Below are 25,104 nucleotides of genomic sequence, written 5' to 3'. Positions count from 1 at the left end.
GATTGTCCCATGCAACAATTGTTTAATCGCCGCGCCGTGATCACCGGCGCCGGCAGCGGCATCGGTGCCGCGATTGCGCGGGCTTATGCGACGCAAGGCGCGCGCCTGGTGCTGACCGATCGCGATGCGCGACGCTTGTCCGTCATTGCACAGGACTGTCGCGCGTTGGCTGTCGAGGTGTACGAGTGCGTGGCCGACGTCGGCACGGTCGAAGGGGCCCAGGCTGGGGTCGATGCGTGCGTCGAGCAGTTCGGCGGTATCGATATCCTGGTCAACAACGCCGGCATGCTGACCCAGGCGCGTTGCACCGAGCTGAGTATCGACATGTGGAACGACATGCTCAGGGTCGACTTGACCGGCGTGTTCATCGCCAGCCAGCGAGCCTTGCCACATATGCTGGCGCAGCGCTGGGGGCGGATCATCAACGTCGCCTCGCAATTGGGCATCAAAGGCGGGGCCGAGCTCAGCCACTATGCGGCGGCCAAGGCCGGGGTGATCGGTTTTACCAAGTCGCTGGCCCTGGAAGTGGCCGCCGACAACGTGTTGGTCAACGCCATCGCCCCCGGACCGATCGAAACACCGCTGGTGGCCGGCATCAGCGAAAGTTGGAAACAGGCCAAGTCCGCTGAGTTGCCTTTGCGACGCTTCGGCCTGGCCACGGAAGTGGCGCCCACCGCTGTACTGCTGGCCAGTGACCCGGGAGGGAACCTGTTTGTGGGGCAAACCCTGGGACCGAACGCTGGCGACGTCATGCCATGAAGGAGTGCTGAAGCATGTGTGGCTTGTGCGGTCTATTGGGCGAGAACGTGCATTGGAGCGATCCGCTGGGTGATGAACTGCCCCGGCGTCGTGAGCGGTTGCGCCGGATTACTGCGATTAATCGCGTGTTGGCGCCATTACGGCTCAAGGTCGAGGATTTCCAGGGCACGGCGTATCTGCTGATGGGCGCCACCGGGCGGCAGGAACTGGCCAGCGGGCTCGACCAGTTGTGGAGCCTGGCTGAGTCGATGGCGGGCCGGGCAGCGGATCCTCTCGATCCGGCCCTCCTGCGGTCTCTGGAGCATGGCTCATGAGCATCGCCTTGAACGTCATGACTGGCTTTCTCGGCAGCGGCAAGACCACCTTGCTCAACCGTCTGTTGCAAGGCGAAAGCCTCGGTGACACAGCGTTGTTGATCAATGAGTTCGGTGATATCGGCATCGATCACTTGTTGGTCCGGGAGGTGGCGCCGGACACGGTGCTGTTGCCCAGCGGCTGCGTCTGCTGTTCCATTCGCGGCGAGTTGAAAGACGCGTTGCTCGATCTGCTGGCACGGCGTGACCGAGGAGAGATCCCGGCTTTTCGACGGGTGATCCTGGAGACGACCGGGCTGGCCGATCCGGCGCCGATCCTGGCGACACTCAACAACGACGTGCAGTTGCGCGGACGCTTCCACATTGGCTTGGTCGTGACGCTGGTAGACGCCTGTCACGCCGAGTTGCAAGCGCGCATCCATCCGGAGTGGCTGGCCCAAGTGGCCGCCGCGGACCGCCTGCTGCTGAGCAAGACCGATCAGGCCGCTGCGTCGGCTGTCAGCGCGTTGCGTCAGCGGCTGCAAACGTTGAACCCGGGGGTGCCGCTGTTCGACACCCACGACGTGCTCAGTGGCGATCAATTATTGTTGGGCGAAGGCCTGCGTGGCGCCACGCCTGAAGTCGAGGTGGCCCATTGGCAATTGCATCGTCCACAGGGCCAGGCTACGCCGCACGGCCAGGCCCAGGTTTGCTGCCTGACCTTCGATCAGCCGCTGGACTGGATCGGCTTCGGGGTCTGGTTGTCGATGCTGCTAAGATGCCACGGCGAACGCATTCTTCGCGTCAAGGGATTGCTCAACGTGAACAGCCTCCAGGCCCCAGTCGTCATCCATGGTGTGCAGCATTGCCTGCACGCGCCGGTGCACCTGCCCCGCTGGCCCAGTGCCGAGCGCCAATCGCGCTTGGTATTTATCGTCAGGGGCCTGGACCCGGAGCGGTTGCGGCATTCGTTCGATGTCTTTGCTCGTTGCTTCGCGCCGGCGGCTGAGGTGAGTGCCTGATGACCAGCGGCACGCCCATCACATTGCGGGTGCTTGGCACCTCCGTCACCTTGCTCGAATCCCTGCGGGTTCGCGCCGAACAGGACCTTGGTATTCGCCTGGTCTATCAGGTCCACAGCGTCGAGCAGGCCCAGCGCATCGCGGTGATGCAACCGGACAGCTACGACCTGTACGACCAGTGGTTTCACAACGTTGATTTCGTCTGGCCGGCAAGAGCGATCCAGCCCATCGACACCCGGCGCATCGCGCTGTGGCACGAGATCAACAACCTGCCCAAGCGCGGCCGGTTGTCCGCCGCGGATCGCCCGGTCAGCGGCAGCGTGCCCAATGAGCGCTTGTACGTGCAACACGACGGCAGCCTGGGCAGCACCGTCAGCGACTACATCAGCATGTTACCGTTGACCCATAACGCCGACAGTTTTGCCTATCGTCCGGAACGCTTGCCGACGGGGTTTTCCCGTGACAACGAGAGTTGGGGCTGGCTGCTCGATCCGGCCTGGAGCGGGCGTACCGCACTGCAAAGCGACGCGGCGATTGGCGCCATCGACGCGGCGTTGGCGATACAGGGCATGGGTTTGGCGTCGTTCAAGGACATCGGCAATCTCAGTATCGAAGAGATCGACAGCCTGGCCGACGTGTTGGTGCGCAAGCAGCGCGAAGGTCATTTCGCGGCGTTCTGGTCGGATGACGAACAGGCGGCGCAACTGATGCTCAGCCCGACTATCGACATCGAGAGCCTTTGGTCTCCGACGCTCCTGCGCCTGCATCGAGCCGGGATCAAGTACCGCCTTGCCGTGCCCCGTGAAGGTTATCGCGCCTGGTTCGGTGGGTTGTCCGTGTCACGCCATGCCCGGGGAGCGGTGCTGGATGCCGCCTATGCGTTCCTTAATTGGTGGCTCTCGGGATGGCCTGGCGCGGTCATGGCGCGCCAGGGTTATTACATCAGCAACCCGCCCCGCAGCCGCGACCATTTGAGCGATGCCGAATGGGACTATTGGTACGCCGGCAAACCGGCCCGTGAAGTGTTGCCAGGCAGCGATGGCGAACCCTTGATCGACATCGGCGAAATGCGCGACGGCGGTTCGTATGAGCAACGCATGGGCCATATCGCCGTGTGGAACTCGGTGATGGACGAACACAACTACCTGGTGCGGCGTTGGGGGGATTTTTTGCGCGCGGCCAACAAAGGCCGCTGAACATCAAATGCCCTGGCTGCGCAACCAGCTCATCAACTGCGGCAATGGCAATGCCCCGCTCTGGCGCGCCACCTCCCGGCCGTCCTTGAACAGAATCAGGCTGGGAATCGAACGGATCCCCAACTGCGCCGACAGTTGCTGGTTGGCCTCGCTGTCGAGCTTGGCCAACCGGCATTTGCCCGTCAACTGCGCGGCGGCCTGTTCGAACACCGGTGCGAAGGACTTGCAAGGCCCACACCAATCGGCCCACACATCCACCAGCAGCGGCAGGTCACCCTTGATCTGGCTGGCGTAGTCGCCTTGCTTGAGTTCGAACGGTTTGCTCAGTAACACCTGGGCCTTGCAGCGCCCGCACTTGGGCTGGTCGCCCAGGCGTTCGGCGGGTATGCGGTTGAGCCCGTTGCAATGGGGGCAGGGGATCAGCATCAGGTCAGTCTCCAGGAAAATCATTGGCACAGATTGAACACTATATAGAAACCACCACAAAACCCTGTGGGAGCGAGCTTGCTCGCGAAGGCGATGTATCAGACACATAGATGTCGACTGATACACCGCCTTCGCGAGCAAGCCCGCTCCCACATTTTGTACTACGTCGCTGTTATTTAGCGTTGGTCAGCGTGTTGTAGCTGGTCATCAGGTTGCGATAGTCCGGGATGTGGTTGGAGAACAGGGTCGCCAGACCTTCCACGTCGTTGCGCCAGTCGCGGTGCAGTTCACAGGCCAGGCCGAACCAGGTCATCAGTTGCGCACCGGAGGACGACATGCGGTCCCAGGCCGATTGGCGGGTCAGTTCGTTGAACGTGCCGGATGCATCGGTGACCACGAACACTTCGAAACCTTCGGCCAGGGCCGACAGGGCCGGGAAGGCTACGCAGACTTCGGTGACCACGCCGGCGATGATCAGTTGCTTCTTGCCGGTGGCCTTGATCGCCTTGACGAAATCTTCGTTGTCCCAGGCGTTGATCTGGCCAGGGCGAGCGATGTACGGCGCGTCCGGGAACAGGGTCTTGAGCTCCGGCATCAGCGGGCCGTTGGGGCCGGTTTCGAAGCTGGTGGTGAGGATGGTCGGCAGTTGGAAGTACTTCGCCAGGTCGGCCAGGGCCAGCACATTGTTCTTGAAGCGGTCCGGGTCGATGTCGCGTACCAGAGACAGCAGGCCGGCTTGGTGATCGACCAGCAGAACGGCGGCGTTATCTTTGTCGAGACGGTTGTAGGAAGTGGTCATGGCGTAGCCCTCATTAAGTTTTGGTTGCCGAAGGTTTCGGCGTGGTTAAGGTTTTTAATGTCGGTGTAGCGATTGATCAGTGACTCATCCGGTCGAAGCGCCCCGGCTTCGATCCGTGTTGCGTTTCGATGGGTGTAGATTAAAACTGGCACCTTTGATGCGCTAGACTGCAAAAATCCGCCTTAGCGTTCTATTTGGAGAACGATCATCGAAGACCTCAACACGCTTTACTATTTCACCCAGGTGGTCGAGCACCGGGGGTTCGCCGCGGCGGGCCGGGCGCTGGACATGCCCAAGTCGAAGCTCAGCCGCCGTATCGCCCAGTTGGAAGATCGGCTCGGGGTACGCTTGCTCCATCGCACCAGCCGCCACTGTACGTTGACGGAAATCGGCCAGGCCTATTACCAGCGTTGCCTGGCGATGCGGGTCGAGGCCGAGAGCGCGGCCGAGGTGATCGAGCGCAACCGGTCCGAGCCCCAGGGGCTGGTGCGCATCAGTTGCCCGACAGCGCTGCTCAATAGTTGGGTCGGGCCGATGCTGACCCGCTACATGCTCAAATACCCACGGGTTGAGTTGTTCATCGAGAGCACTAATCGGCGGGTCGACCTGATTCACGAAGGGTTCGATATCGCCTTGCGGGTGCGCTTTCCTCCCCTGGAAAACACCGACATGGTGATGAAAGTGCTGAGCAACAGCACCCAATGCCTGGTGGGCAGCCCGGCTTACCTTGAGCGCTTGTCTTCACCCGCTTCGCCGGCGGACCTCAACGGCTTGCCGAGCGTGCACTGGGGTGGGGCGCAACGGGAGTACCAATGGGAGCTGTTCGGCCCGGACGGCACCCGCGCGCTGATTCGCCATGAGCCGCGCATGGTCACCGACGACCTGCTGGCCCTGCGGCACGCGGTGCTGGCCGGCATCGGCATCGCTCATTTGCCCACCGTGGTGGTGCGTGAAGACATAGCGGCTGGCCGGTTGGTGGAACTGGTGCCGGGCTGGACGCCCAAGTGCGGGATCGTCCACGCAATCTTTGCCTCGCGACGCGGGTTGCTGCCGTCGGTGCGTACGCTGATTGATTTTCTGGCCGAGGAATTCAGTCACAGCGACATGGCGTAGCGTGGAGGCAGCCATGCCTGCGGACTCTCCTTGTGGGAGCGGGCTTGCTCGCGAAGACGGTGTGCCAGTCAACATCTATGTGTCTGATACGCCGCATTCGCGAGCAAGCCCGCTCCCACAGGGACTCACACTCCAGGCTTTTCCAAGGACGTTTATCAAGGCTGCCATTCATCAGGTGCGCCGCACTGAAAAGCTGTCAGGGCCTCAAAAAGACACCACGTATCTGTTTGCAGACTCAGGAGGTCCCATGAGCCATCCTCAAGACCCAGCCACTCCCCAAGCAGTGGACAACCCCAACGACGACGGCTTCGTCCTCGGCACCGCCGGCCGCGACGAAGACCCCAACGCCGCCCCGGCCTACGCTATCGACCGCCGCCACGACCGGGACGAGCTGACCCCCGAAGACGCCCGCGGCATGCCCGGCTATCCCGAGGAAAAACCACCGGCAAAACCGACTGACAAGGACAATGCCGAAGCGGAGCCGGGAATCGAGACGCCCGAGCAGGGGAACGATAAGGTGGGGTGAGCTGGGCTCACATCCGTTCACATTTTTTTACCGAAGCCTTAAGGGTTGGCTGGCTAGGCTAATAACGTATTCAGGCAACCCTTAGTCTGTTCGTTGCTATCGCAATTTGCGATGGCTGTAATCTGTATTTAAATCTTCCATATCAAAATGCGATAAGGACATTGCATGCATGTGATCACCGAGAACGCATTTGGGAGGCCAAGGAGAAATGGCCACGCTCAGCCAGTGCGCTGGATCAATGGTATCGACTTATCAAGCGCAACAGCCCTGCTGACTTCGCTGCGATGAAGTCCATTTTTCCCGCAACCGACAAGGTGGGCCCGTTACATGTGTTCGATATGGGTGGCAACAAGCTGCGATTGATCGCAGTGGTCCGTTACCGACCTCAGCGCTTGTACATCAAATGCGTACTGGATCATCAGGAATACGATAGAGGTAAGTGGAAGGAGGAAAAGGGATGAGTGCACTGATTGAACAAGCCGCTGCCCATTGGGAGTTTGTATCGCCCCTGCTGAGAAAACCCAGGAGCGAAGAGGATTATGACCGATTGGCGAGTGCTCTTGATGAGCTGTTGGCGTTGGTGGGCGAAGACGAAACCCACCCTCTCATGAGCCTGGTGGATATTATCGGCGAATGGATCGAGGCATGGGACCAGCAGCACCGGCCGATGCCCAAGACGAGCGGTGTCGAGGCGCTGCGTTATCTGATGCGTGAACATGGCATGAGCCAGAGCGACTTGCCGGGCGCTGGTACCCAGTCGGTGGTATCGGAGGTATTGAGCGGTAAGCGTCAGCTCAATTTGAGGCAGATCCGCTGGTTGGCCGAGCGCTTCGGTGTATCGGTGGAAACCTTCATTTGATGGTTCGGTGTAGCGCTGTGAAATACCGACCTGCTTTTGTGGCGAGGGAGCTTGCTCCCGCTCGGCGGCGTAGCCGTCGTAAAGCCGGTTGACGCGGTCTGTCTGGAAGACCGCGTCAGTCCATCTTGGGGCGGCTGCGCCGCCCAGCGGGAGCAAGCTCCCTCGCCACAGTGTTAACCATGCCCCCGAACAGTATGTGTTGGGCGGGAAGATGATTTCAGCCGTGGCGCCGCGTTACGACGAGCAACTGATTTCCAGGTGCTTGCCCCACTCCGGCGGACGTTGCGCGTAACTGTCCATGCCCGGTTGTTCCTCGAACGGCTTACTCAGCACGGTGTGCAGGCGGCGGACTTCGTCGTAGTCGCCTGATTCGGCGGCGTCGATGGCTCTCTGTGCCAGGTAGTTGCGTAGCACGTACAGCGGATTGACGGCGTGCATGCGCGTGCGGCGTTGGTCTTGATCGACGGGGCCTTCGCGGTTGACGCGGGCAACATACAGTTCGCCCCAGGCGTCGAAGCCCTTGAGGTCGACGAAGTCATCGCGCAGGGTGGTCACGGCTTGCTCGGGTGCCTGGTCGCCCAGTCGGCGGAAGAACAGGCTGTAGTCGACGCCGCTGTTTTGCATCAATTGCAGCAAACGCTCCAGCAGTTTCTGGTCGTCTTCTTCGGCGCGGGTCAGGCCGAGGCGGCGGCGCATCAGGTCCAGGTAATGGGCCTGGTACAGCGGCAAGTACAACCCGAGGGTCTCGCGCAGGGCTTCGACGCTGATGAACGGCGTCAGGGCCTGGGCCAAGGCGCTGAGATTCCATTGGCCGATGGGCACCTGATTGCTGAAGGAGTAACGGCCCTGATCGTCGGAGTGGTTGCAGATGAAGTTGGCATCGAAGTCGTCAAGGAAGGCGAACGGTCCGAAGTCGAAGGTGATGCCCAGGATCGACATGTTGTCGGTGTTCATCACGCCATGGCAGAAACCGTAGGCCTGCCATTTGGCAATCAGCTCGGCATTGCGCTCGACGATTTCGCGGAACATCGCCAGGTACGGCTCCGGTTGTTCGCGGCACTCGGCAAAGTGCAGGTTCAACACGTGCTCGGCGAGGACCGCATGCAGTTCGGGTTTCTTGGTGTAGTAGAAGTATTCGAAATGCCCGAAGCGCACATGGCTGGGGGCCAGGCGCAGCACCATGGCGGCGCGCTCCTGCTTTTCCCGCCATACCGGGGTGTCCGAGCCGATCACGCACAAGGCCCGGGTGGTGGGAATGCCAAGGGCGTGCAGGGCTTCGGAGGCGAGGAATTCGCGGATCGAGGAACGCAGCACCGCGCGTCCGTCGCCCATCCGTGAAAACGGCGTCTGGCCGGCACCCTTGAGGTGCAGGTCCCAGTGCTCGCCAGCCTCGTTGTACACCTCGCCCAGCAGCAATCCTCGGCCGTCGCCCAGTTGTGGGTTGTAGTGACCGAACTGATGCCCGGAATACACCATCGCCCGTGGCTCGGTTTCGGCCCAGAGCTTGTGGCCGCCAAAGATCTCGGCGAACAGCGGTGCCTGGGCTTGCGCCGGGTCCAGGTCCAGCAACGCCATGGCCGCCGCACTGGCGACCACCAAGCGTGGATTGTCGATGGGCTCGGGCAGCACATGGGTCGAGAGGCCGTCGCCCAGGCGGGCGAAACGGTTATCGAAGGTCAGGGTTTCCAGCGTTTTCATGGCCGTCTCCGGCGGGACGCCCGCAGGCAACCCGCGATCAGTCGAGTTTGCCTTGCGGTGGCTCGGACACCGGCTTGATGCTGGCGACAGCCGAAGGCACGGGCGGGATGGTCTTTTTATCAGGCTCGGCGGGTACCAGTTTGTACTCCTGGCCTTGCATGTTCTTCAGATAGATTTCCATCTGCCGGAAGGAGATGTTGATGTGTTCTTTCTTGAACTCACGGTTGATGAAGCGGTTGATCTCGTCCAGCACCGGGTTGCGGTCACCGAGGTCGCGCACATGCATGCGCAGCTCATGGTCCAGGGTGCTTTCACCGAAGTTCAGGAAGTACACGATCGGTTCCGGCTCCTTCAGTACCCGTGGGTTCTCGCGGGCGGCCTTGAGCAGCAGTTCGCGTACCCGATCCAGGTCCGAGCCGTAGTCCACACCCAGTTTCAGGGTTACCCGGGTGACGGTGTCGGTCAGCGACCAGTTGATCAGTTGCCCGGTGATAAAGGTCTTGTTCGGGACGATGATGTCCTTGCGGTCGAAGTCGGTGATGGTGGTCGCACGAATGCGGATCTTGCTCACCGTGCCCGACAGGTTGCCGATGGTGATGGTGTCGCCGATGCGCACCGGGCGCTCGAACAGGATCATGATCCCGGAGATGAAGTTGGCGAAGATCTCCTGCATGCCGAAGCCCAGGCCCACCGACAGCGCGGCCACCAGCCATTGCAGTTTGTCCCAGCTCACGCCCAGGGTGGACAGGGTGGTGACGAAACCGACGCCGGCGATCACATAGGACAGCAGCGTGGTAGTGGCATAGGCACTGCCCTGGGCCAGGTTCAGCTTCGACAGCACGAACACTTCCAACAGGCCCGGCAGGTTGCGCGCCAGGGCGAAGGTGATGCCGATGATGATCAGCGCCCCGAGCATGTCGCCGATGCTGATGGGCACCATGCTCATGTTGGCGCCGGTGCCGCTGGTGTATTCGTAGAGGGTGATGTTGTCCAGGTACGAGAACACGCTGATCAGGTCCGACCAGACCCAATACAGCGCGGCGATGAAACCACCCAGCAGGGCCAGGCGGATCAGACGCAGGGACTGTTCGTTGACCTTCTCGATGTCCAGCGTCGGCTCCTCGACCACCGCTTCGCCATCGCCGGCTTCCTTGGCCGCCTGACGCTTGGCCAGGGCGCGCTGGTAGGCCAGGCGCCGCGCCGCCACCGACAGGCCGCGGACGAAGGTCGCCTCGATCACCAGCCAGAACATCAGCAGGTACAGGGTATTGATCAAGCGGTCGCTGAGTTTCAGCGCGGTGTAGTAGTAGCCAAAGCACACCGCCACGAACAGCGCGATTGGCAGCGCGGTGAACAGCACCCCGACGGCCTTGCGGAACAGCGAAGTGTTCCTGTGCGTCGGACTGCTGAGCAACAGGCGGCTGAGCAACCACGCCATCAGCGCGTAGCAGGTCAGTACCACCGGCATGCCGAGTACGTCATCGGCCAGGCTCGAGGGTTGCAACTCGGCCACGGCCACCACGGCCACCAACGCCAGCACCACCAGCCCGAGCCGGCGGATCCAGCCCTGGAGGAATTCGACCTGGGGTTTCTCCCAGCGGAAATGCAACTCGGCCACGCCGCCCGGCGACAACACTCGATAGGCGGTGTAGAAGACCAGCCAGGCCTGGCCGATCTGCAGCAGCGCCGCGCCGAGGTTGGCGTTCTGGCCACGGGCGTCGATCTGCAAGGCATAGCCGCAGAGGGTCAGCGCCAGGGCCACGGGCATGGCCAGCAGAATATTGATCAGGATCGCCTGGGGGGTGTGCCACTGGCTGTCGCGCTTGAAGTGGCCAACGTCTTGGTGAACCTTGTTCAGGCGGGCATAGAGATGCTTGCGCCGCCACAGCAGCGCACCGATCAGTAGTGCCAGGGGCAGGAACAGCAGCGGTCGCTGGGTCAGGCCATCGGCCAGCTCGCTGAGGCTGGAGGCCCAGGGCAGCGAGTCGATCTGTTTTTCCAGGCGCGTCGGGACGGCACGCATCCATTCGAAATCCAGCGGTTTATTGCTGGGAATCCAGAACATCTGCTCTTCGAGGGTCGCCCGCAGGTTCTGGGCGGTGCTGAGCAGTTGTTTCTGGTTGAGCTGCAAGGTGATGGATTCGTTGAGTACCGCGCTCAACTCACGGTTCAGGCGTTCCAGCAGGTCGACACGGGTCAGGGCCAGTTCCAGCAAGGTCTTGCGCAGTTGCGGCGTAACCTGCTCCGACGGCTGGGAGGCCAGCAGGCTGTCGACGTAGGCGCTGGGGTTGCTCAGCAGCTCACGTTGCTGGCTGACTTCGAACTGGTACAGGCGGATGTCAGCGATCTGGTCGGCCAGGTTCTGGTCGAGCTTCAGGCGCGGCAAGGTCTGGCGCTGCTTGTAGAGAATCTTGGAGAGCAGCAGGCTGCCCTTGAGCACGCTGATCTGCTCGTCCAGGGCAGCGTCGGTCTGGGTCACGCTGTCCAGCAGTTGCTTGGTCTGCAGGTTCTGTTGGGTGACCTCGTTGAGGCGGTCGGTGCTTTTGAGCAGATAGTCGGAGAGCTTCAAGTTGGCCGCGCTTTCGGTCGCCAGCAAGCTGCTGCCACCGGCCTTCTGGGCTTCGATGGATTGCTGGGTCACCGTCTCCTGGGATTGGGCCAGGCGCTTCTGGTTGATCAGGTTCTGCAGGTCCTGGATTTCCTGCTCCATGCGGGCGATTTTTTCCATCAGCAGATCGTGCTGACCGTTGCCCAGGTCCTGCAGTTGGCTGTTGCCGGCCAGTTCCTGGCGGCGCAGTGGGATCAGTGCATTGAGCGCCGCCGATTCGGCGTTGAGCTGGTCGCGCTGCTCGCCGCTCAGGGTCTTGCCGGCGTCCCGGCCGGCCTTGAGGATGGCGTTGATCTGCTGGATACGGGTCTGACTGTTGGAAATTTCCGCCTGGGCACGCTCGGGACGGGTCTGGGCGGTGATGATCAGGCTGTTGGCATCGGCCAGGGCTTTTTGCAGATCACTCTGCTGGGTGGAGCGATCCGTGAGCATTTGCTCGAGCTGGGGAATCGGCAGGTTGGCGTAGCGTTGCGCCACGGGCACCACCGTGGTGCCCTTGAGCCGCGCCAGTTCGCGCTGGTTCTCGATGTTCTGCTTGGGCGCGGTGGCCAGTTGCTGCTTGAGCGCCTGCAGCTTCTGTTCGTAATCGGCCTTGTTGTTGAGCTGGGTCAGCGTGCTCTGCAAGACGGCCTGCAGGGCTTTCTGGTCGGCCTCCGGCAGCTTGCTTTCGGCGATCTTGTCCAGGCTGGCCTGCACCGAAGCGCTGGTGGGAAGATCAGCGGCTTGCAGCGTGCAGACGGAGAGACTCAGGCCCAGCAGGGCGGTGGCGAAAAAGGAGCGCAGGGTAGGCATAGAGACCGGTCAAGCAAATGAGAGTGGGAGCAGTTTAGAGGAACAAGCCGGGACCCGGGCGACTTCCTTCGGGGAATCTGACGCCCACTTTGCCGATCTTGTTCCCGTCCATGGCCGCGACGGTCCAAAGGGTGTTGTTCCAATCCACCTGGTCGCCGACCACTGGCGCGCCGCCCACTTTCTGGGCGATGAAGCGGCCTAGGGACATGTCCGGATCGATGCCGTCCAGCTTCAACCCGTACAGCGCGGCAACCGCGGCCAGCTGGGCGTCTCCTTCGAGTACGAAGTCGCCGAAGAAGCGCAAATCCAGGCCCCGTTGCGGCGCTTGGCTGAACAGTTTTCCAAGGGCCGGCAAATCGTGTTCATGGCCGATAACACACAGCAAATCATCGACTTCCAACACCGTACTACCCGACGGATGGAGCAGTTGCTGGCCACGAAACAGGGCGGCGATGCGGGTGCCTTCGGGCATTTTCAAGTCCCGCAGGGGCGAGCCGATGCACCATTTTTCCGCACCCAGGCGATAGATGAACAGCTCCCACTCGCTGGTGACGTGCACTTCCAGCGCGGCCCGGGAAATCGGCAGCGGCTCGGGCGGGACGGTCACGTGCAGCAACTTGGCGACCCATGGCAGGCTCGTGCCCTGTACCAGCAGCGAGACCAGCACGATAAAGAACGCGAGGTTGAAATAGAGCTGGGCGTGGGGCAGGCCGGCCATCAACGGGAACACGGCCAGGATGATCGGCACCGCGCCGCGCAGTCCGACCCAGGAAATGAAGGCTTTCTCGCGTCCATGGAACGCCTTGAACGGCAGCAGGCCCACCATGACCGACAATGGACGGGCAAACAGGATCATCCACAGCGCCAGGCCCAGGGCCGGCAGGGCGATCGGCAGCAGGTCGTGGGGCGTGACCAACAGCCCCAGCACCAGGAACATGCCGATCTGGGCCAGCCAGGCCATGCCATCGAGCATGTGCAGGATGCCGTGGCGGCTGCGCACCGGGCGGTTGCCGATCACCAGGCCGCACAGGTACACCGCGAGGAAACCGCTGCCGTGCAGGGCGTTGGTCAGGGCGAACACGGCCAGGCCGCCACTGATGACGAGGATCGGGTAGAGGCCGTTGGCCAGATTGATGCGATTGACCAGCTGCAGCATCAGCCAGCCACCACCCAGGCCGAGTACCGAACCGATGCCGAACTCACGCAGCAGGTGCCCGAGCAGGCTCCAGTGCAGGCCGGTTTCACCACTGGCAAGCATGCCGATCAGGGTGACGGTGAGGAACACCGCCATGGGGTCGTTGCTGCCGGACTCGATCTCGAGAGTGGCACTGACCCGCTCGTTCAGGCCCTTGCCGCCCAGCAGCGAGAACACCGCCGCGGCATCGGTCGAGCCGACGATGGCACCGATCAGCAGGCCCTGGATCAGGTTCAGATTGAACAGCCAGGCCGCCGCCAACCCGGTCAGCCCGGTGGTGATCAACACACCGACCGTGGCCAGGGACAACGCCGGCCACAGCGCCACGCGGAAACTCGAGACCCGTGTGCGCAAGCCGCCGTCCAGCAGGATGACGGCCAAGGCGAGGTTGCCGACCAGATAAGCCGTGGCGTAGTTATCGAAAAGAATACCGGCGCCGTCGACACCGGCCACCATGCCCACGGCCAGGATGATCACCAGGATCGGGATGCCCAGGCGGGATGAAAGAGAACTGACCAGGATGCTCGCACCTACCAGCAACGCGCCGATCAAGAACAGGCTGTTGATGGTCGTTGCAGTCAAAGGCGTTACTCCGGGAAAACTGAGGGGCGGGCACAGACTGACCATGCAGTCTGCGTGCCAGCGATTCTAACCTGTTGAAATGTGATGCTGTCAAAAAAGGTTTGGGGTTGGGGGGCTGAACAAGCCCCTTCACTATTGATTAACAGCAATGGATTGGACATAGCCCTTGTGGCGAGGGGATTTATCCCCGTTCGAGTGCGAAGCGCTCGCCTTCTGATTGCATGGCAGCACAGTTGGGGGCTGCTTCGCAGCCCAGCGGGGATAAATCCCCTCGCCACAGGAAGCTCTCGCCTCAAAGGCAGGTGAAGCCTTAAAGGCTGAACCGCCCGACCATGCTATTCAGGTCCACGGCCAGGCGCGACAGTTCGGCGCTGGCGGCACTGGTCTGGTTGGCACCGGTGGCCGATTGCACCGACAGGTCGCGGATGTTCACCAGGTTGCGGTCCACTTCACGGGCCACCTGGGCCTGTTCCTCGGCGGCGCTGGCGATCACCAGGTTGCGTTCGTTGATCTCGACGATGGCCGTGTTGATGGTGTCCAGGGACAGGCCGGCGCCACGGGCGATGTTCAGGGTCGATTCGGCGCGCTCGGTGCTGTTGCGCATCGAGTCCACGGCGTGTTCGGTACCGCTCTGGATGCTGCCGATCATGCGTTCGATCTCGCTGGTCGACTGCTGGGTACGGTGGGCCAGGGCGCGGACTTCGTCGGCCACCACGGCGAAACCACGACCGGCCTCACCGGCGCGGGCGGCTTCGATAGCGGCGTTAAGGGCCAGCAGGTTGGTCTGGTCGGCCAGGCCGCGGATCACATCCAGCACTTTGCCGATGTCACGGGACTCATTGGCCAGGTTACCGATCAGCGTGGCGGTGCTTTGTACGTCGGCACTCATGCGTTCGATGGCACCGACGGTTTCCTGCACCAGATCGCGGCCGTCGCCAGCGGACGTGGTGGCGTGTTTCGACGCTTCCGACGTGCTGACCGCATTGCGTGCGACCTCTTCCACGGCGCTGGTCATCTCGTTGACCGCTGTTGCGGCCTGTTCGATTTCGTTGTTCTGCTGGGTCAGGCCCCGGGCGCTTTCGTCAGTGACGGCGTTGAGCTCTTCGGCCGCCGACGCAAGCTGTGTGGCCGAACCGGAGATCCGTTGCAAGGTATCGCGCAGCTTTTCCTGCATGGTCGACATCGCCCGCAGCAGGCGACCGGCTTCGTCGCTGCCGTCAATGGTGATCGGCCGGGTCAGGTTGCCCTTGGCGATTTCTTCGGCGGCATCCAACGCGTTGGCGATCGGCTTGGTGATGCTGTTGGTCAGCAGCCAGGCGAACAGCAGGGTCAGGCCGGTGGCGATGACCAGCAGGGTGACCACCCAGATGAAAGCGCTTGAATATTGTTGCGCCGCGCCCTTATTGAGCGCCTCGGCTTGCAGGTTGTTGATCTCCAACAAACGGCCGATTGCGGCGTTGATGGCATCGGAGTTGCTCAGCAGTTCAGTGTTGAGCAACGTGCGCAGCTCATCGACCTGATTGTTGCGTGACAGGGTTTTCATGCGCTCTTCGAGCTGACGGTACTGCCCGAGCAGTTGCACATACTGATCGTAGGCGGCCCGTTCGTCAGGGGCGCTGATGAGCTTTTCATAGGCGGCCTGGGCCGCGCGGATCTGTTGGCCGCGTTGTTCGAACAGATCGTAGGTTTTCTGCTGGATGTCCGGCTCGCGGTTGACCAGCAAGCGATAGGACAAGACGCGCAGGCGCAGGGTGAGTTGGGTGAACTCATCCAGGGCCTTGATACTGGGCACGCTGTTCTGGGCGATGATTTCGCCGGAGCCGCGGATTTTGCTCATCTGGGTCAGGGCGAATACCCCAAGGGCCAGCATCAGGGCGCCAATCAAGGCAAATCCGAGGAACGCCCGCGGCGCGATGTTCATATTACGTAGGGACATGGAAAATACCGAAAATAGATGCGTCCGTGCGGGGCTGAGACTGCTGTTAGCTGGCTTATCGGTCATGCGCCCGAAGTCTTGAGGCGTTGCGGGCTTTTGTCGCAGGGCAACGCCTGCCACGCGACGAAGGGTAGGAACCAGATTCTTGAATCGCAGTCTCTACAGCTCGCGAGCCAAGCACCGTCACCTTGTAAAGCGTGGCATCGGCGGTGACTTTTCTTTATCGTACGCGCCCCTTGGAAAAGCCTGGAAATCAATATGTTGGAAACATCCCTCAGCCAACTGGAGCAACTGGTCAACGACCTGGTGCAACAGAACCTGCACCTTACCGGCCTGAATAAAACCCTGAGCGCGGAACTTGCCAGGGCCAAGGATGAAAACGAAAGCCTGCAACTGAGCCTGATGGAGCAGGAAGAACTGCACGGCACCACCGCCGCGCGCATCCAGGCCCTGATCGAGCGCGCCAGCGCCGGCCCTGTCAGCGCATGAAGCACGGCGCCGATGGGGTGACGGTCATCTCGATCCTGGGAGAAGACTATTCAATCAAAGCGCCGGCCGGGCAGGAACAGACCCTGTTGGACGCCGCTTCGATGCTCAAGGCCGCCCTGGCCGACACCAAGAGGAAATACCCGACGCTGATCGGCGATCGCCTGCTGGTGCTGGCGGCGATGAACCTGTGTTCGCAGCAGTTGGAAATGCAGAAGCAACATCAAGCGGAACTCGACCGTTATCAAGAGCAAGTCAGCGCCACGGTCGAGGTGATTGCCAAGACGATCCAGCAGGCCTGAAGTCTTTTAGGACCCAGGGTTGGCGGTGATCTAATTGTGGGAGCGGGCTTGCTCGCGAAGGCGGTATATCAGTCACAATTGATTTGTCTGATCCGCCGCTTTCGCGAGCAAGCCCGCTCCCACAGGATATTTCTGTGGGCACGGAGTTGTGTTCACTGCCGATCAAATGTGGGAGCGAGCTTGCTCGCGATTGGTTTTTAGCCGCACCGCAAGACTCGCCTCAGAACCACTCTTCCCGCATCCCCAGGCACGTATCATCCCGCGCCTCGAGAATCGCCAGCTCATGATGACACCCCGGCACCTCCCAGGTCAGGAAGTAGCGCGCCGCTTGCAGCTTGCCTTTATAGAAGTCGCTGTCCGCGGCATTGCCCCTGGCCAGGCCCTCCTCGGCACGAATCGCCTGTTCCAGCCAGCGCCAGCCGATCACCATGTGCCCAAACACTTTCAGGTACAGCGCCGAGTTGGCGAGGCTGCTGTTGACCTTGCCCTGGGCCAGGTCCGTCAGCAGGCCCAGGGTGACGGTTTGCAGGCGCGCCACCAATGCTTCCAGCGGCTGGCGCAATGGCGTCAATGATGGGTGCGCCTGGGCCCGTTCAGTGGTGTCGGCCACCAGGCGGTTCAACTGCTTGAGCCCGGCGCCGCCGTTCTGCGCCAGCTTCCGCCCCAGCAGGTCCAGGGACTGGATGCCGTGGGTGCCTTCATGGATCGGGTTCAGGCGGTTGTCGCGATAATACTGCTCCACCGGGTATTCGCGGGTGTAGCCGTGACCGCCCAGGATCTGGATCGCCAGTTCGTTGGCTTTCAGGCAGAACTCCGAGGGCCACGATTTGACGATGGGGGTCAGCAGGTCCAGCAGTTCATGGGCGCGCCTGCGCTCGGCTTCGCTGTCCAGGGTGGTGGTGTCGTCGAACAGCCGCGCGGCGTACAAGCCCAGGTCAAACGAACCCTCGACGTAGGCCTTCTGGGTCAACAGCATGCGGCGCACGTCGGCGTGCTGGATGATCGCCACCGGGGCGGTGGTCGGGTCCTTGCTGTCGGGCACGCGGCCCTGCGGACGTTCGCGGGCGTATTCAAGGGAATACAGGTAGCCGGCGTAACCCAGCATCACCGCGCCCATGCCGACGCCAATGCGCGCCTCGTTCATCATCTGGAACATGTAACTCAGGCCGTGGTGCGGTTTGCCTACGAGGTAACCCACGCATTCGCCGTTGTCGCCGAAGTTCAACGCGGTCGATGTGGTGCCGCGCCAGCCCATCTTGTGGAACAGCCCGGCCAGTAGTACGTCGTTACGCGGGCCGAGGCTGCCATCGTCGTTGACCAGGAACTTGGGCACGATAAACAACGAAATGCCCTTCACGCCCGGCGGCGCGTCCGGCAGTTTCGCCAGGACCATGTGCACGATGTTCTCCGACAACGGATGATCGCCGCCGGAGATGAAGATCTTGTTGCCCTTGAGTCGATAGGTGCCATCGGAAGCAGGCTCGGCGCGTGTACGAATATCCGACAGCGAAGAACCTGCGTGGGGCTCGGTCAGGGCCATGGTGCCGAAGAAGCGGCCGTCGATCATCGGTTGCAGGAAGCGTTGCTTCTGCTCATCGCTGCCGAAGCTTTCGATCAGGTTCGCCGCGCCCATGGTCAGGAACGGGTAGGAGGTCGACGCGGCATTGGCCGACTGGAAGTGTGCGAAGCAGGCTTGGGACAGCAATGTTGGCAATTGCATGCCACCGGCGTCGAAGCTGCGCGCGGCATTGAGAAAACCGGCCTCCAGAAAGGCATCCACAGCCGGCTTTACCTCGGGAATCAGGATTGCCTGGCCGTTCTCGTAGCGCGGTTCGTTTTCATCGTTCTTGCGGTTGTGCGGCGCGAAATGTTTTTCGGCGATTGTGCGGGCGGTGGCAATGGCCGCGTCGAAGGTCTCGCGATTGTGTTCGGCAAACCGCTCGCGCTGGGTCAGGCCCTCGGCATCGAGGACTTCGTACAGCTCGAAAGCCAGATTGCGGGAACTGAGCAACGTCTCGGACATGGCGGCCTACCTTTTTTTGGAGTGGGCCGAGTCTAGACGTGGCAATGGAGGCTGAACAGGATGATTGATTTGAGTGATGGAGGAGCGAGGGTGACGCTAATCAAAATGTGGGAGCGAGCTTGCTCGCGATAGCAGTGTCCCAGTCGACAACATTCCTGACTGAACCACCGCTATCGCGAGCAAGCTCGCTCCCACAGGGATTGGATAGCCAGGCACCCATTGCAGGTGCCTGGTCTACAGCGGGTTTAGCCGATGGTCATCAGGCTGGCGTTACCCCCCGCCGCAGCGGTGTTGACGCTCAAGGCCCGCTCGATCACCAGACGCTCCAACGCGACGTTGGTCTCGCCCTGGGACAAACCATGCACCCCGACGATAGCGCCGGCACGCTTGGCCACTTGCTGGCAAACGCCCCGCAGTTGATCCGAGTCGCCGTGGTGCAGGACCGCGTCGAACAGCACATCGTCCTTGGTCCAGTCGGCAACCCGCTGGATGCGTACCTGAATCTCTTTCGGCAAGCGGGCGAACAAGGCCTTGCTGGTGTCGGTTTCCGGCCACACGGCCGAGCCGCCCACGGCCAGTACGGCCGCCAGTTGCGTCAGCAGGTCGCCTTCCACGTCGGCCAGGCACAGCACGTGCTCGCGCGGCAGGATGGCATAGCTGTTGCGTTCGCCGGTCGGGCCGGTCAACTGGCGGGTGATGCCGCTCTGCGATTGGGCCGCGAACTGCACGCACAGGGCACTCAGTTCGGCGAGCTTCTGGCTGTCGGCCCAGGCTTGCAGGGCGGTCAGCGGTTTGCTCATGGCATCGCGCAAGCGCAGGTCCGGCGCAACCAAGGCATCGCCGCGCACGAAGGACTGCTGGATCGCATCGGTAGGACGAGTCGACAGCAGGCGGTACAGGTACAGCGGGCCACCGGCCTTGGGACCGGTGCCCGACAGGCCTTCGCCACCAAACGGCTGTACACCGACCACGGCACCGACAATGTTGCGGTTGACGTAGACGTTGCCGGCATGGACGTTGTCGATGACCTTGGCGATGGTTTCGTCGATGCGCGTGTGCACGCCCAGGGTCAGGCCATAGCCGGAGGCGTTGATCTGGTCGATCAACTGACCCAGTTCCTTGCGCTTGTAGCGCACCACGTGCAGCACCGGACCGAAGATCTCCCGCTGCAGCTCGTCGAAGCTTTCCAGCTCGATCAAGGTCGGCATCACGAAGGTGCCGCGCTTGCACTCGTCGCTGTCGGCGATTGCCATCTGGTAGACGGTGCGACCTTTGTCGCGCATGGCCTGGATGTGTTTCTCGATGCCGGCCTTGGCTTCGGCGTCGATCACTGGGCCGATGTCCACCGACAGGCGCTCGGGGTTGCCGAGGCGCGATTCGGCCATGGCACCCTTGAGCATTTCGATGACGCGGTCGGCGGAGTCTTCCTGCAGGCATAGCACCCGCAGGGCCGAGCAACGCTGGCCGGCACTGTCGAAGGCCGAGGACACGACGTCGATGACCACTTGTTCGGTCAGGGCCGAGGAGTCGACGATCATGGCGTTCTGGCCGCCGGTCTCGGCGATCAGCGGGATCGGCCGGCCCTGGTTGTCCAAGCGTCCGGCGATGTTGCGTTGCAGCAGGCGGGCGACTTCGGTGGAGCCGGTGAACATCACGCCTTTGACCCGCTCGTCACCCACCAGGCGGGCGCCGACGGTTTCGCCGCGACCCGGCAGCAGTTGCAGGACGCCTTCCGGAATGCCGGCTTCGAGCATTAGGCGCACCGCCTGGGCTGCCACCAGCGGCGTCTGCTCGGCGGGCTTGGCCAATACCGGGTTGCCGGCGGCCAGTGCGGCGGCAACCTGGCCGCTGAAAATCGCCAGCGGGAAGTTCCATGGGCTGATGCAGACCACCGGGCCCAGAGGGCGGTGGGCGTCGTTGGTGAAATCGTTGCGCGCCTGCACCGCGTAGTACCGCAGGAAGTCCACGGCTTCACGCACTTCGGCGATGGCGTTGGCGAAGGTCTTGCCGGCTTCGCGGGCCAGCAGGCCCATCAGTGGCTGGATCTCGCCTTCCATCAGGTCGGCGGCACGTTCGAGGATCGCGGCGCGTTCGGCCGGTGGCGTGGCCTGCCAGATCGGTGCGGCGTTGAGGGCGCACTGGATAGCGTTGTCGACGTCGGCAACCGTCGCTTCCTGCACATGACCGACCACATCGCGGTGATCAGACGGGTTCAGCACCGCTGCCGGGGTTTCTTCGCTGGCAGCGCAACCGAGCATCGGCGCGGCTTTCCAGTCGTTATGGGCGGTGGCCAGCAGGGCGCAGGACAGCGACGCCAGGCGATGCTCGTTGGCCAGGTCGATGCCGCTGGAGTTGGCGCGGTCGCTGCCGTACAGGTCGCGCGGCAGCGGAATACGCGGGTGCGGCAGGCCGAAGCCGCCTTCCAGGGTTGCCATCTGCTCGATGCTGGCCACCGGATCGGCCACCAGTTCCTGGATGGAAATCGACTGGTCGGCGATGCGGTTGACGAACGAGGTGTTCGCGCCGTTTTCCAGCAAGCGGCGTACGAGGTAGGCCAGCAGTGTTTCGTGGGTGCCGACCGGGGCGTACACACGGCACGGTCGGTTCAGCTTGCCTTCGGAGACCTTGCCTACAACTTGTTCGTACAGCGGTTCACCCATGCCGTGCAGGCACTGGAACTCGTACTGGCCCGGGTAATAGTTCTGACCGGCGATGTGGTAAATGGCCGACAGGGTATGGGCGTTGTGCGTGGCGAACTGCGGGTAGATGACTTCCGGCACCGACAGCAGTTTGCGCGCGCAGGCGATGTAGGACACGTCGGTGTACACCTTGCGGGTGTAGACCGGATAGCCTTCCAGGCCTTCGACCTGGGCGCGCTTGATCTCGCTGTCCCAGTACGCGCCTTTTACCAGGCGAATCATCAGGCGGTGGCGGCTGCGCCGGGCCAGGTCGATGACGTAGTCGATCACGTACGGGCAACGCTTCTGGTAGGCCTGGATCACGAAGCCGATGCCGTTCCAGCCGGTCAGCTGCGGCTCGAAGCACAGGCGCTCCAGCAGGTCCAGGGACAGTTCGAGGCGGTCGGCTTCCTCTGCGTCAATGTTCAGGCCGATGTCGTATTGCTTGGCCAGCAGGGTCAGCGACAGCAGGCGCGGGTACAGCTCGTCCATGACGCGCTCGTACTGGGCGCGGCTGTAGCGCGGGTGCAGGGCCGAGAGCTTGATGGAAATGCCCGGGCCTTCATAAATCCCACGGCCATGGGACGCTTTGCCGATCGAATGGATGGCTTGTTCGTACGAGGCCAGGTACTTCTGGGCGTCATGTTCGGTGAGCGCGGCCTCACCCAGCATGTCGTAGGAATAGCGGAAACCCTTGGCTTCGAACTTGCTGGCGTTGGCCAGGGCTTCGGCGATGGTTTCGCCGGTGACGAACTGTTCGCCCATCAGGCGCATGGCCATGTCGACGCCCTTGCGGATCATCGGCTCGCCGCTCTTGCCGATGATGCGGCTCAGGGAGGAAGTCAGGCCCGTTTCGTTATGGGTGGCGACCAGCTTGCCGGTCAGCAACAGGCCCCAAGTGGCGGCATTGACGAACAGCGACGGGCTGTTGCCCAGGTGCGGCTGCCAGTTGCCGGTGCTGATCTTGTCGCGGATCAGCGCATCACGAGTGCCTTTGTCCGGGATGCGCAGCAGCGCCTCGGCCAGGCACATCAGGGCTACGCCTTCCTGGGACGACAGGGAAAATTCCTGCAATAAGCCCTGAACGATACCGGCACGGCCGCCGGCACTTTTCTGGTTACGCAGTTTTTCCGCAATCGAAGCCGCCAGCTTGTTGGTGGCTTCGGCCATTTCCACCGGCAGGCGGGCCTGCTCGATCAGCATCGGCACCACTTCCGGCTCAGGGCGACGGTAAGCGGCGGTGATGGAGGCACGCAGGACCGATTGCGGCAGGATGCTCTCGGCAAATTCGAGGAAGCATTGGTGAGCGTGGTCGACCTGTACGTCGCCGGCATCATCGCTGTCGGCGCGGGGTGAACCGTTCAGCTCGGTCAGGGTTGCACCACCCTCGAGTTTTTCCAGGTAATTGAAAATTGCCTGCTTGATCAGCCAGTGCGGCGTGCGATCGATCGAGGTTGCGGCCGCCTTGAGGCGTTCGCGGGTCGGGTCATCGAGTTTGACCCCAAGGGTGGTGGTAGCCATATTTTTATCCTCATGTTTACCACGTATGGCGTGGCATCAGCTGGCGGCAAGATTAGCTGTGCGATGATTGAGGTGCAACCGGGTGCAACCCTTTTTTTCTTGAAATGACAGGCAGCTCATCCGGAAGCCAGCGCGCCTCCGCCAAACCTGCACCGGCTTAGTGCTTTGGCTTCTAGTGAGACGCTACAGACTGCACTAAAAGGGAGCAAAAAACGGCGATTTTTCGATAAAACCGATCAGGTGCAACTTATTCGAGCGAAACTGGTTGCACCTTATTTGATTTGTTGAATAGCATTCGCGGCCAAGGTGCAACCGGCTCCAAGCCGAGGGGCATCGGCTGATGGCTTTCCTGGGGAAACATCAGTCATAAATTCGCGGGACTGCAAATCGTCGCTACAACGTCTGCGTTGTCGGCGCTTCCAACTGCCACCGCACCATAAAAACAAAGCCAGGGCGTAACTCATGAGTGTTAGTAATCCCACCTTGATCACTTTCGTGATCTACATCGCAGCCATGGTCCTGATCGGCCTGATGGCTTACCGCTCCACCAATAACCTGTCCGACTATATCCTGGGCGGTCGCAGCCTGGGCAGCGTGGTCACGGCCTTGTCCGCCGGTGCCTCCGACATGAGCGGTTGGTTGTTGATGGGTTTGCCGGGTGCCATCTATATGTCTGGCCTGTCGGAAAGCTGGATCGCCATCGGCCTGATCGTCGGCGCCTACCTGAACTGGCTGTTCGTGGCCGGTCGCCTGCGGGTGCAGACCGAGCACAACGGTGATGCCCTGACGCTGCCGGATTACTTCTCCAGCCGTTTCGAAGACAAGAGTGGCCTGCTGCGGATCATCTCCGCGGTGGTGATCCTGGTGTTCTTCACCATCTACTGCGCTTCCGGCATCGTGGCCGGTGCCCGTCTGTTCGAAAGCACCTTTGGCATGTCCTACGAGACCGCGCTGTGGGCCGGTGCCGCAGCGACCATCGCCTACACCTTCGTTGGCGGTTTCCTGGCCGTGAGCTGGACCGACACCGTACAAGCCACCCTGATGATCTTCGCGCTGATCCTGACGCCGATCATCGTGCTGCTGGCGACCGGTGGCGTGGACACCACGTTCCTGGCCATCGAAGCGAAAGATCCTTCGTCCTTCGACATGCTGAAAAACACCACCTTCATCGGCATCATCTCGCTGATGGGCTGGGGCCTGGGTTATTTCGGCCAACCGCACATCCTGGCTCGCTTCATGGCAGCGGATTCGGTCAAATCGATCGCCAATGCCCGTCGCATCTCCATGACCTGGATGATCCTGTGCCTGGGCGGCACCGTGGCCGTGGGCTTCTTCGGTATCGCTTACTTCTCGGCCCACCCTGATGTGGCCGGTCCCGTGACCGAGAACCCTGAGCGTGTGTTCATCGAGCTGGCAAAACTGCTGTTCAACCCATGGATTGCCGGAGTACTGCTGTCGGCCATCCTGGCGGCGGTGATGAGTACCTTGAGCTGCCAGTTACTGGTGTGCTCCAGCGCCCTGACCGAAGACTTCTACAAGACTTTCCTGCGCAAGAGCGCTTCCCAGCTGGAACTGGTCTGGGTCGGTCGCGCCATGGTGTTGCTGGTGGCCTTGGTCGCCATTGCCCTGGCAGCTAATCCGGAAAACCGCGTACTGGGTCTGGTGAGCTACGCCTGGGCCGGTTTCGGTGCTGCCTTCGGCCCGGTTGTCCTGATCTCCGTAATCTGGAAGAACATGACCCGCAATGGCGCGCTCGCCGGCATTCTGGTAGGTGCAATCACCGTGATCGTCTGGAAGCATTTCGCGTTGCTGGGCTTGTACGAAATCATCCCGGGCTTCATCTTCGCCAGCCTGGCCATCTACTTTGTCAGCAAGATGGGCTCGCCTACCGCCGGTATGCTGCAGCGCTTCGACGCGGCGGAAAAAGATTTTCGTCTGAACCAGTAAGGCCTTCAGCGCGGCTTCGAGCCCGCAGGTGATCCATTGTGGCGAGGGAGCTTGCTCCCGCTGGGCTCTGTAGGAGCTGGCGAAGCCTGCGATCTTTTGATCTTTCACTTGAGGCTCAAGTGTTTGGAGAAAGATCGCAGCCTCGCTCCACTCGACAGTTCCTACCGCTGGGCTCTGTAGAAGCCTGCGAGCTATAGAAACTGAACATAGCGTCCTGGCCCCAGATCTCTGATTGCCACACCAGGAACCATTCGCCGCCAGATCGAGCACGTCGCAAGAAATTGCTGATTCATGTGCAGGACGGCGACGATGCTTCGAATGTCTATCGGAAAATGCATCACGC

At 61.9% G+C, this 25,104-nt stretch carries 19 protein-coding genes; 11 read left to right on the top strand and 8 right to left on the bottom strand.

Going from position 1 to position 25,104, the window contains the following annotated elements; all coding sequences use genetic code 11:
* Nucleotides 1-9 precede the first annotated feature (9 nt).
* Genes BT125_RS12235 through BT125_RS12220 form a run of 4 tightly spaced genes read left to right on the top strand, consistent with a single transcriptional unit; the run spans nt 10 to nt 3,270 of the window.
* Nucleotides 10-759 (top strand): SDR family NAD(P)-dependent oxidoreductase, encoded by a 750-nt coding sequence (locus BT125_RS12235; protein ID WP_072407241.1) that lies wholly within the window; start codon nt 10-12, stop codon nt 757-759.
* A 14-nt stretch (nt 760-773) separates the two neighbouring features.
* Nucleotides 774-1,073 (top strand): hypothetical protein, encoded by a 300-nt coding sequence (locus tag BT125_RS12230; protein ID WP_072407239.1) that lies wholly within the window; start codon nt 774-776, stop codon nt 1,071-1,073.
* On the top strand, nt 1,070-2,074 hold the full coding sequence (locus BT125_RS12225; RefSeq protein WP_072407237.1) for a CobW family GTP-binding protein: 1,005 nt from the start codon (nt 1,070-1,072) through the stop codon (nt 2,072-2,074). The genes BT125_RS12230 and BT125_RS12225 overlap by 4 nt, the downstream gene beginning before the upstream one ends.
* Nucleotides 2,074-3,270: an ABC transporter substrate-binding protein gene (locus tag BT125_RS12220; protein ID WP_072407235.1), complete on the top strand. Its 1,197-nt coding sequence runs from the start codon at nt 2,074-2,076 to the stop codon at nt 3,268-3,270. The genes BT125_RS12225 and BT125_RS12220 overlap by 1 nt, the downstream gene beginning before the upstream one ends.
* 3 nt (nt 3,271-3,273) lie before the next feature.
* Here BT125_RS12220 and trxC read toward each other — a convergent pair whose 3' ends face one another.
* Nucleotides 3,274-3,696 (bottom strand): thioredoxin TrxC, encoded by a 423-nt coding sequence (gene trxC, locus BT125_RS12215; RefSeq protein ID WP_025211468.1) that lies wholly within the window; start codon nt 3,694-3,696, stop codon nt 3,274-3,276.
* A gap of 172 nt (nt 3,697-3,868) precedes the next feature.
* Nucleotides 3,869-4,495 carry an isochorismate family cysteine hydrolase YcaC gene (ycaC, locus tag BT125_RS12210; RefSeq protein WP_018603387.1) on the bottom strand — a complete coding sequence of 209 codons (627 nt, stop codon included), beginning with the start codon at nt 4,493-4,495 and terminating at the stop codon, nt 3,869-3,871.
* Between the two features lie 207 nt (nt 4,496-4,702).
* On the opposite strand from ycaC, the gene BT125_RS12205 reads away from it, so the two are divergent.
* The 4 genes from BT125_RS12205 (at nt 4,703) to BT125_RS12190 (ending at nt 6,993) form a co-directional block, all read left to right on the top strand.
* Nucleotides 4,703-5,608: a LysR substrate-binding domain-containing protein gene (locus BT125_RS12205; RefSeq protein ID WP_187330174.1), complete on the top strand. Its 906-nt coding sequence runs from the start codon at nt 4,703-4,705 to the stop codon at nt 5,606-5,608.
* Nucleotides 5,609-5,855: 247 nt separating this feature from the next.
* Nucleotides 5,856-6,134 (top strand): hypothetical protein, encoded by a 279-nt coding sequence (locus tag BT125_RS12200; protein ID WP_072407229.1) that lies wholly within the window; start codon nt 5,856-5,858, stop codon nt 6,132-6,134.
* Between the two features lie 161 nt (nt 6,135-6,295).
* On the top strand, nt 6,296-6,595 hold the full coding sequence (locus tag BT125_RS12195) for a type II toxin-antitoxin system HigB family toxin (RefSeq protein WP_083564489.1): 300 nt from the start codon (nt 6,296-6,298) through the stop codon (nt 6,593-6,595).
* A complete protein-coding gene (locus BT125_RS12190) occupies nt 6,592-6,993 on the top strand; it encodes a helix-turn-helix domain-containing protein (RefSeq protein WP_072407225.1) in 402 nt (133 codons plus the stop codon). The genes BT125_RS12195 and BT125_RS12190 overlap by 4 nt, the downstream gene beginning before the upstream one ends.
* Before the next feature lie 234 nt (nt 6,994-7,227).
* Here BT125_RS12190 and selO read toward each other — a convergent pair whose 3' ends face one another.
* The 4 genes from selO to BT125_RS12170 form a co-directional block, all read right to left on the bottom strand.
* Complete coding sequence (gene selO, locus BT125_RS12185) at nt 7,228-8,691, bottom strand: protein adenylyltransferase SelO (protein ID WP_072407223.1); 1,464 nt, start codon at nt 8,689-8,691, stop codon at nt 7,228-7,230.
* A 37-nt stretch (nt 8,692-8,728) separates the two neighbouring features.
* Nucleotides 8,729-12,091 (bottom strand): mechanosensitive channel MscK, encoded by a 3,363-nt coding sequence (gene mscK, locus BT125_RS12180; RefSeq protein WP_072407221.1) that lies wholly within the window; start codon nt 12,089-12,091, stop codon nt 8,729-8,731.
* Between the two features lie 34 nt (nt 12,092-12,125).
* Nucleotides 12,126-13,868, bottom strand: coding sequence for a potassium/proton antiporter (locus tag BT125_RS12175; RefSeq protein WP_072407219.1), 1,743 nt, complete (start codon nt 13,866-13,868; stop codon nt 12,126-12,128).
* A 310-nt stretch (nt 13,869-14,178) separates the two neighbouring features.
* Nucleotides 14,179-15,804: a methyl-accepting chemotaxis protein gene (locus BT125_RS12170; protein ID WP_072407217.1), complete on the bottom strand. Its 1,626-nt coding sequence runs from the start codon at nt 15,802-15,804 to the stop codon at nt 14,179-14,181.
* 258 nt (nt 15,805-16,062) lie between these two features.
* Between BT125_RS12170 and BT125_RS12165 the strand changes: the two genes are divergently transcribed.
* Both BT125_RS12165 and BT125_RS12160 read left to right on the top strand, forming a co-directional pair.
* Complete coding sequence (locus BT125_RS12165) at nt 16,063-16,293, top strand: hypothetical protein (protein ID WP_072407215.1); 231 nt, start codon at nt 16,063-16,065, stop codon at nt 16,291-16,293.
* The gene (locus BT125_RS12160; protein WP_072407213.1) at nt 16,290-16,592 is read left to right on the top strand and encodes a cell division protein ZapA; all 303 of its coding nucleotides are present in this window, start codon (nt 16,290-16,292) and stop codon (nt 16,590-16,592) included. The genes BT125_RS12165 and BT125_RS12160 overlap by 4 nt, the downstream gene beginning before the upstream one ends.
* A gap of 220 nt (nt 16,593-16,812) precedes the next feature.
* On the opposite strand, the gene BT125_RS12155 is transcribed toward BT125_RS12160, so the two are convergent.
* Together BT125_RS12155 and putA are read right to left on the bottom strand one after the other, a co-directional pair.
* Complete coding sequence (locus BT125_RS12155; protein WP_072407211.1) at nt 16,813-18,615, bottom strand: acyl-CoA dehydrogenase; 1,803 nt, start codon at nt 18,613-18,615, stop codon at nt 16,813-16,815.
* Nucleotides 18,616-18,860: 245 nt separating this feature from the next.
* Complete coding sequence (putA, locus tag BT125_RS12150; protein WP_072407209.1) at nt 18,861-22,814, bottom strand: trifunctional transcriptional regulator/proline dehydrogenase/L-glutamate gamma-semialdehyde dehydrogenase; 3,954 nt, start codon at nt 22,812-22,814, stop codon at nt 18,861-18,863.
* Between the two features lie 462 nt (nt 22,815-23,276).
* Between putA and putP the strand changes: the two genes are divergently transcribed.
* Nucleotides 23,277-24,761: a sodium/proline symporter PutP gene (gene putP / locus BT125_RS12145; protein ID WP_072407207.1), complete on the top strand. Its 1,485-nt coding sequence runs from the start codon at nt 23,277-23,279 to the stop codon at nt 24,759-24,761.
* The last annotated feature ends 343 nt before the right edge of the window (nt 24,762-25,104 follow it).

This window comes from Pseudomonas sp. NFACC04-2 (assembly GCF_900119265.1).
GTDB classification, from domain to species: domain Bacteria; phylum Pseudomonadota; class Gammaproteobacteria; order Pseudomonadales; family Pseudomonadaceae; genus Aquipseudomonas; species Aquipseudomonas fluorescens_AA.
This window is presented reverse-complemented; position numbering and strand designations above follow the sequence as displayed.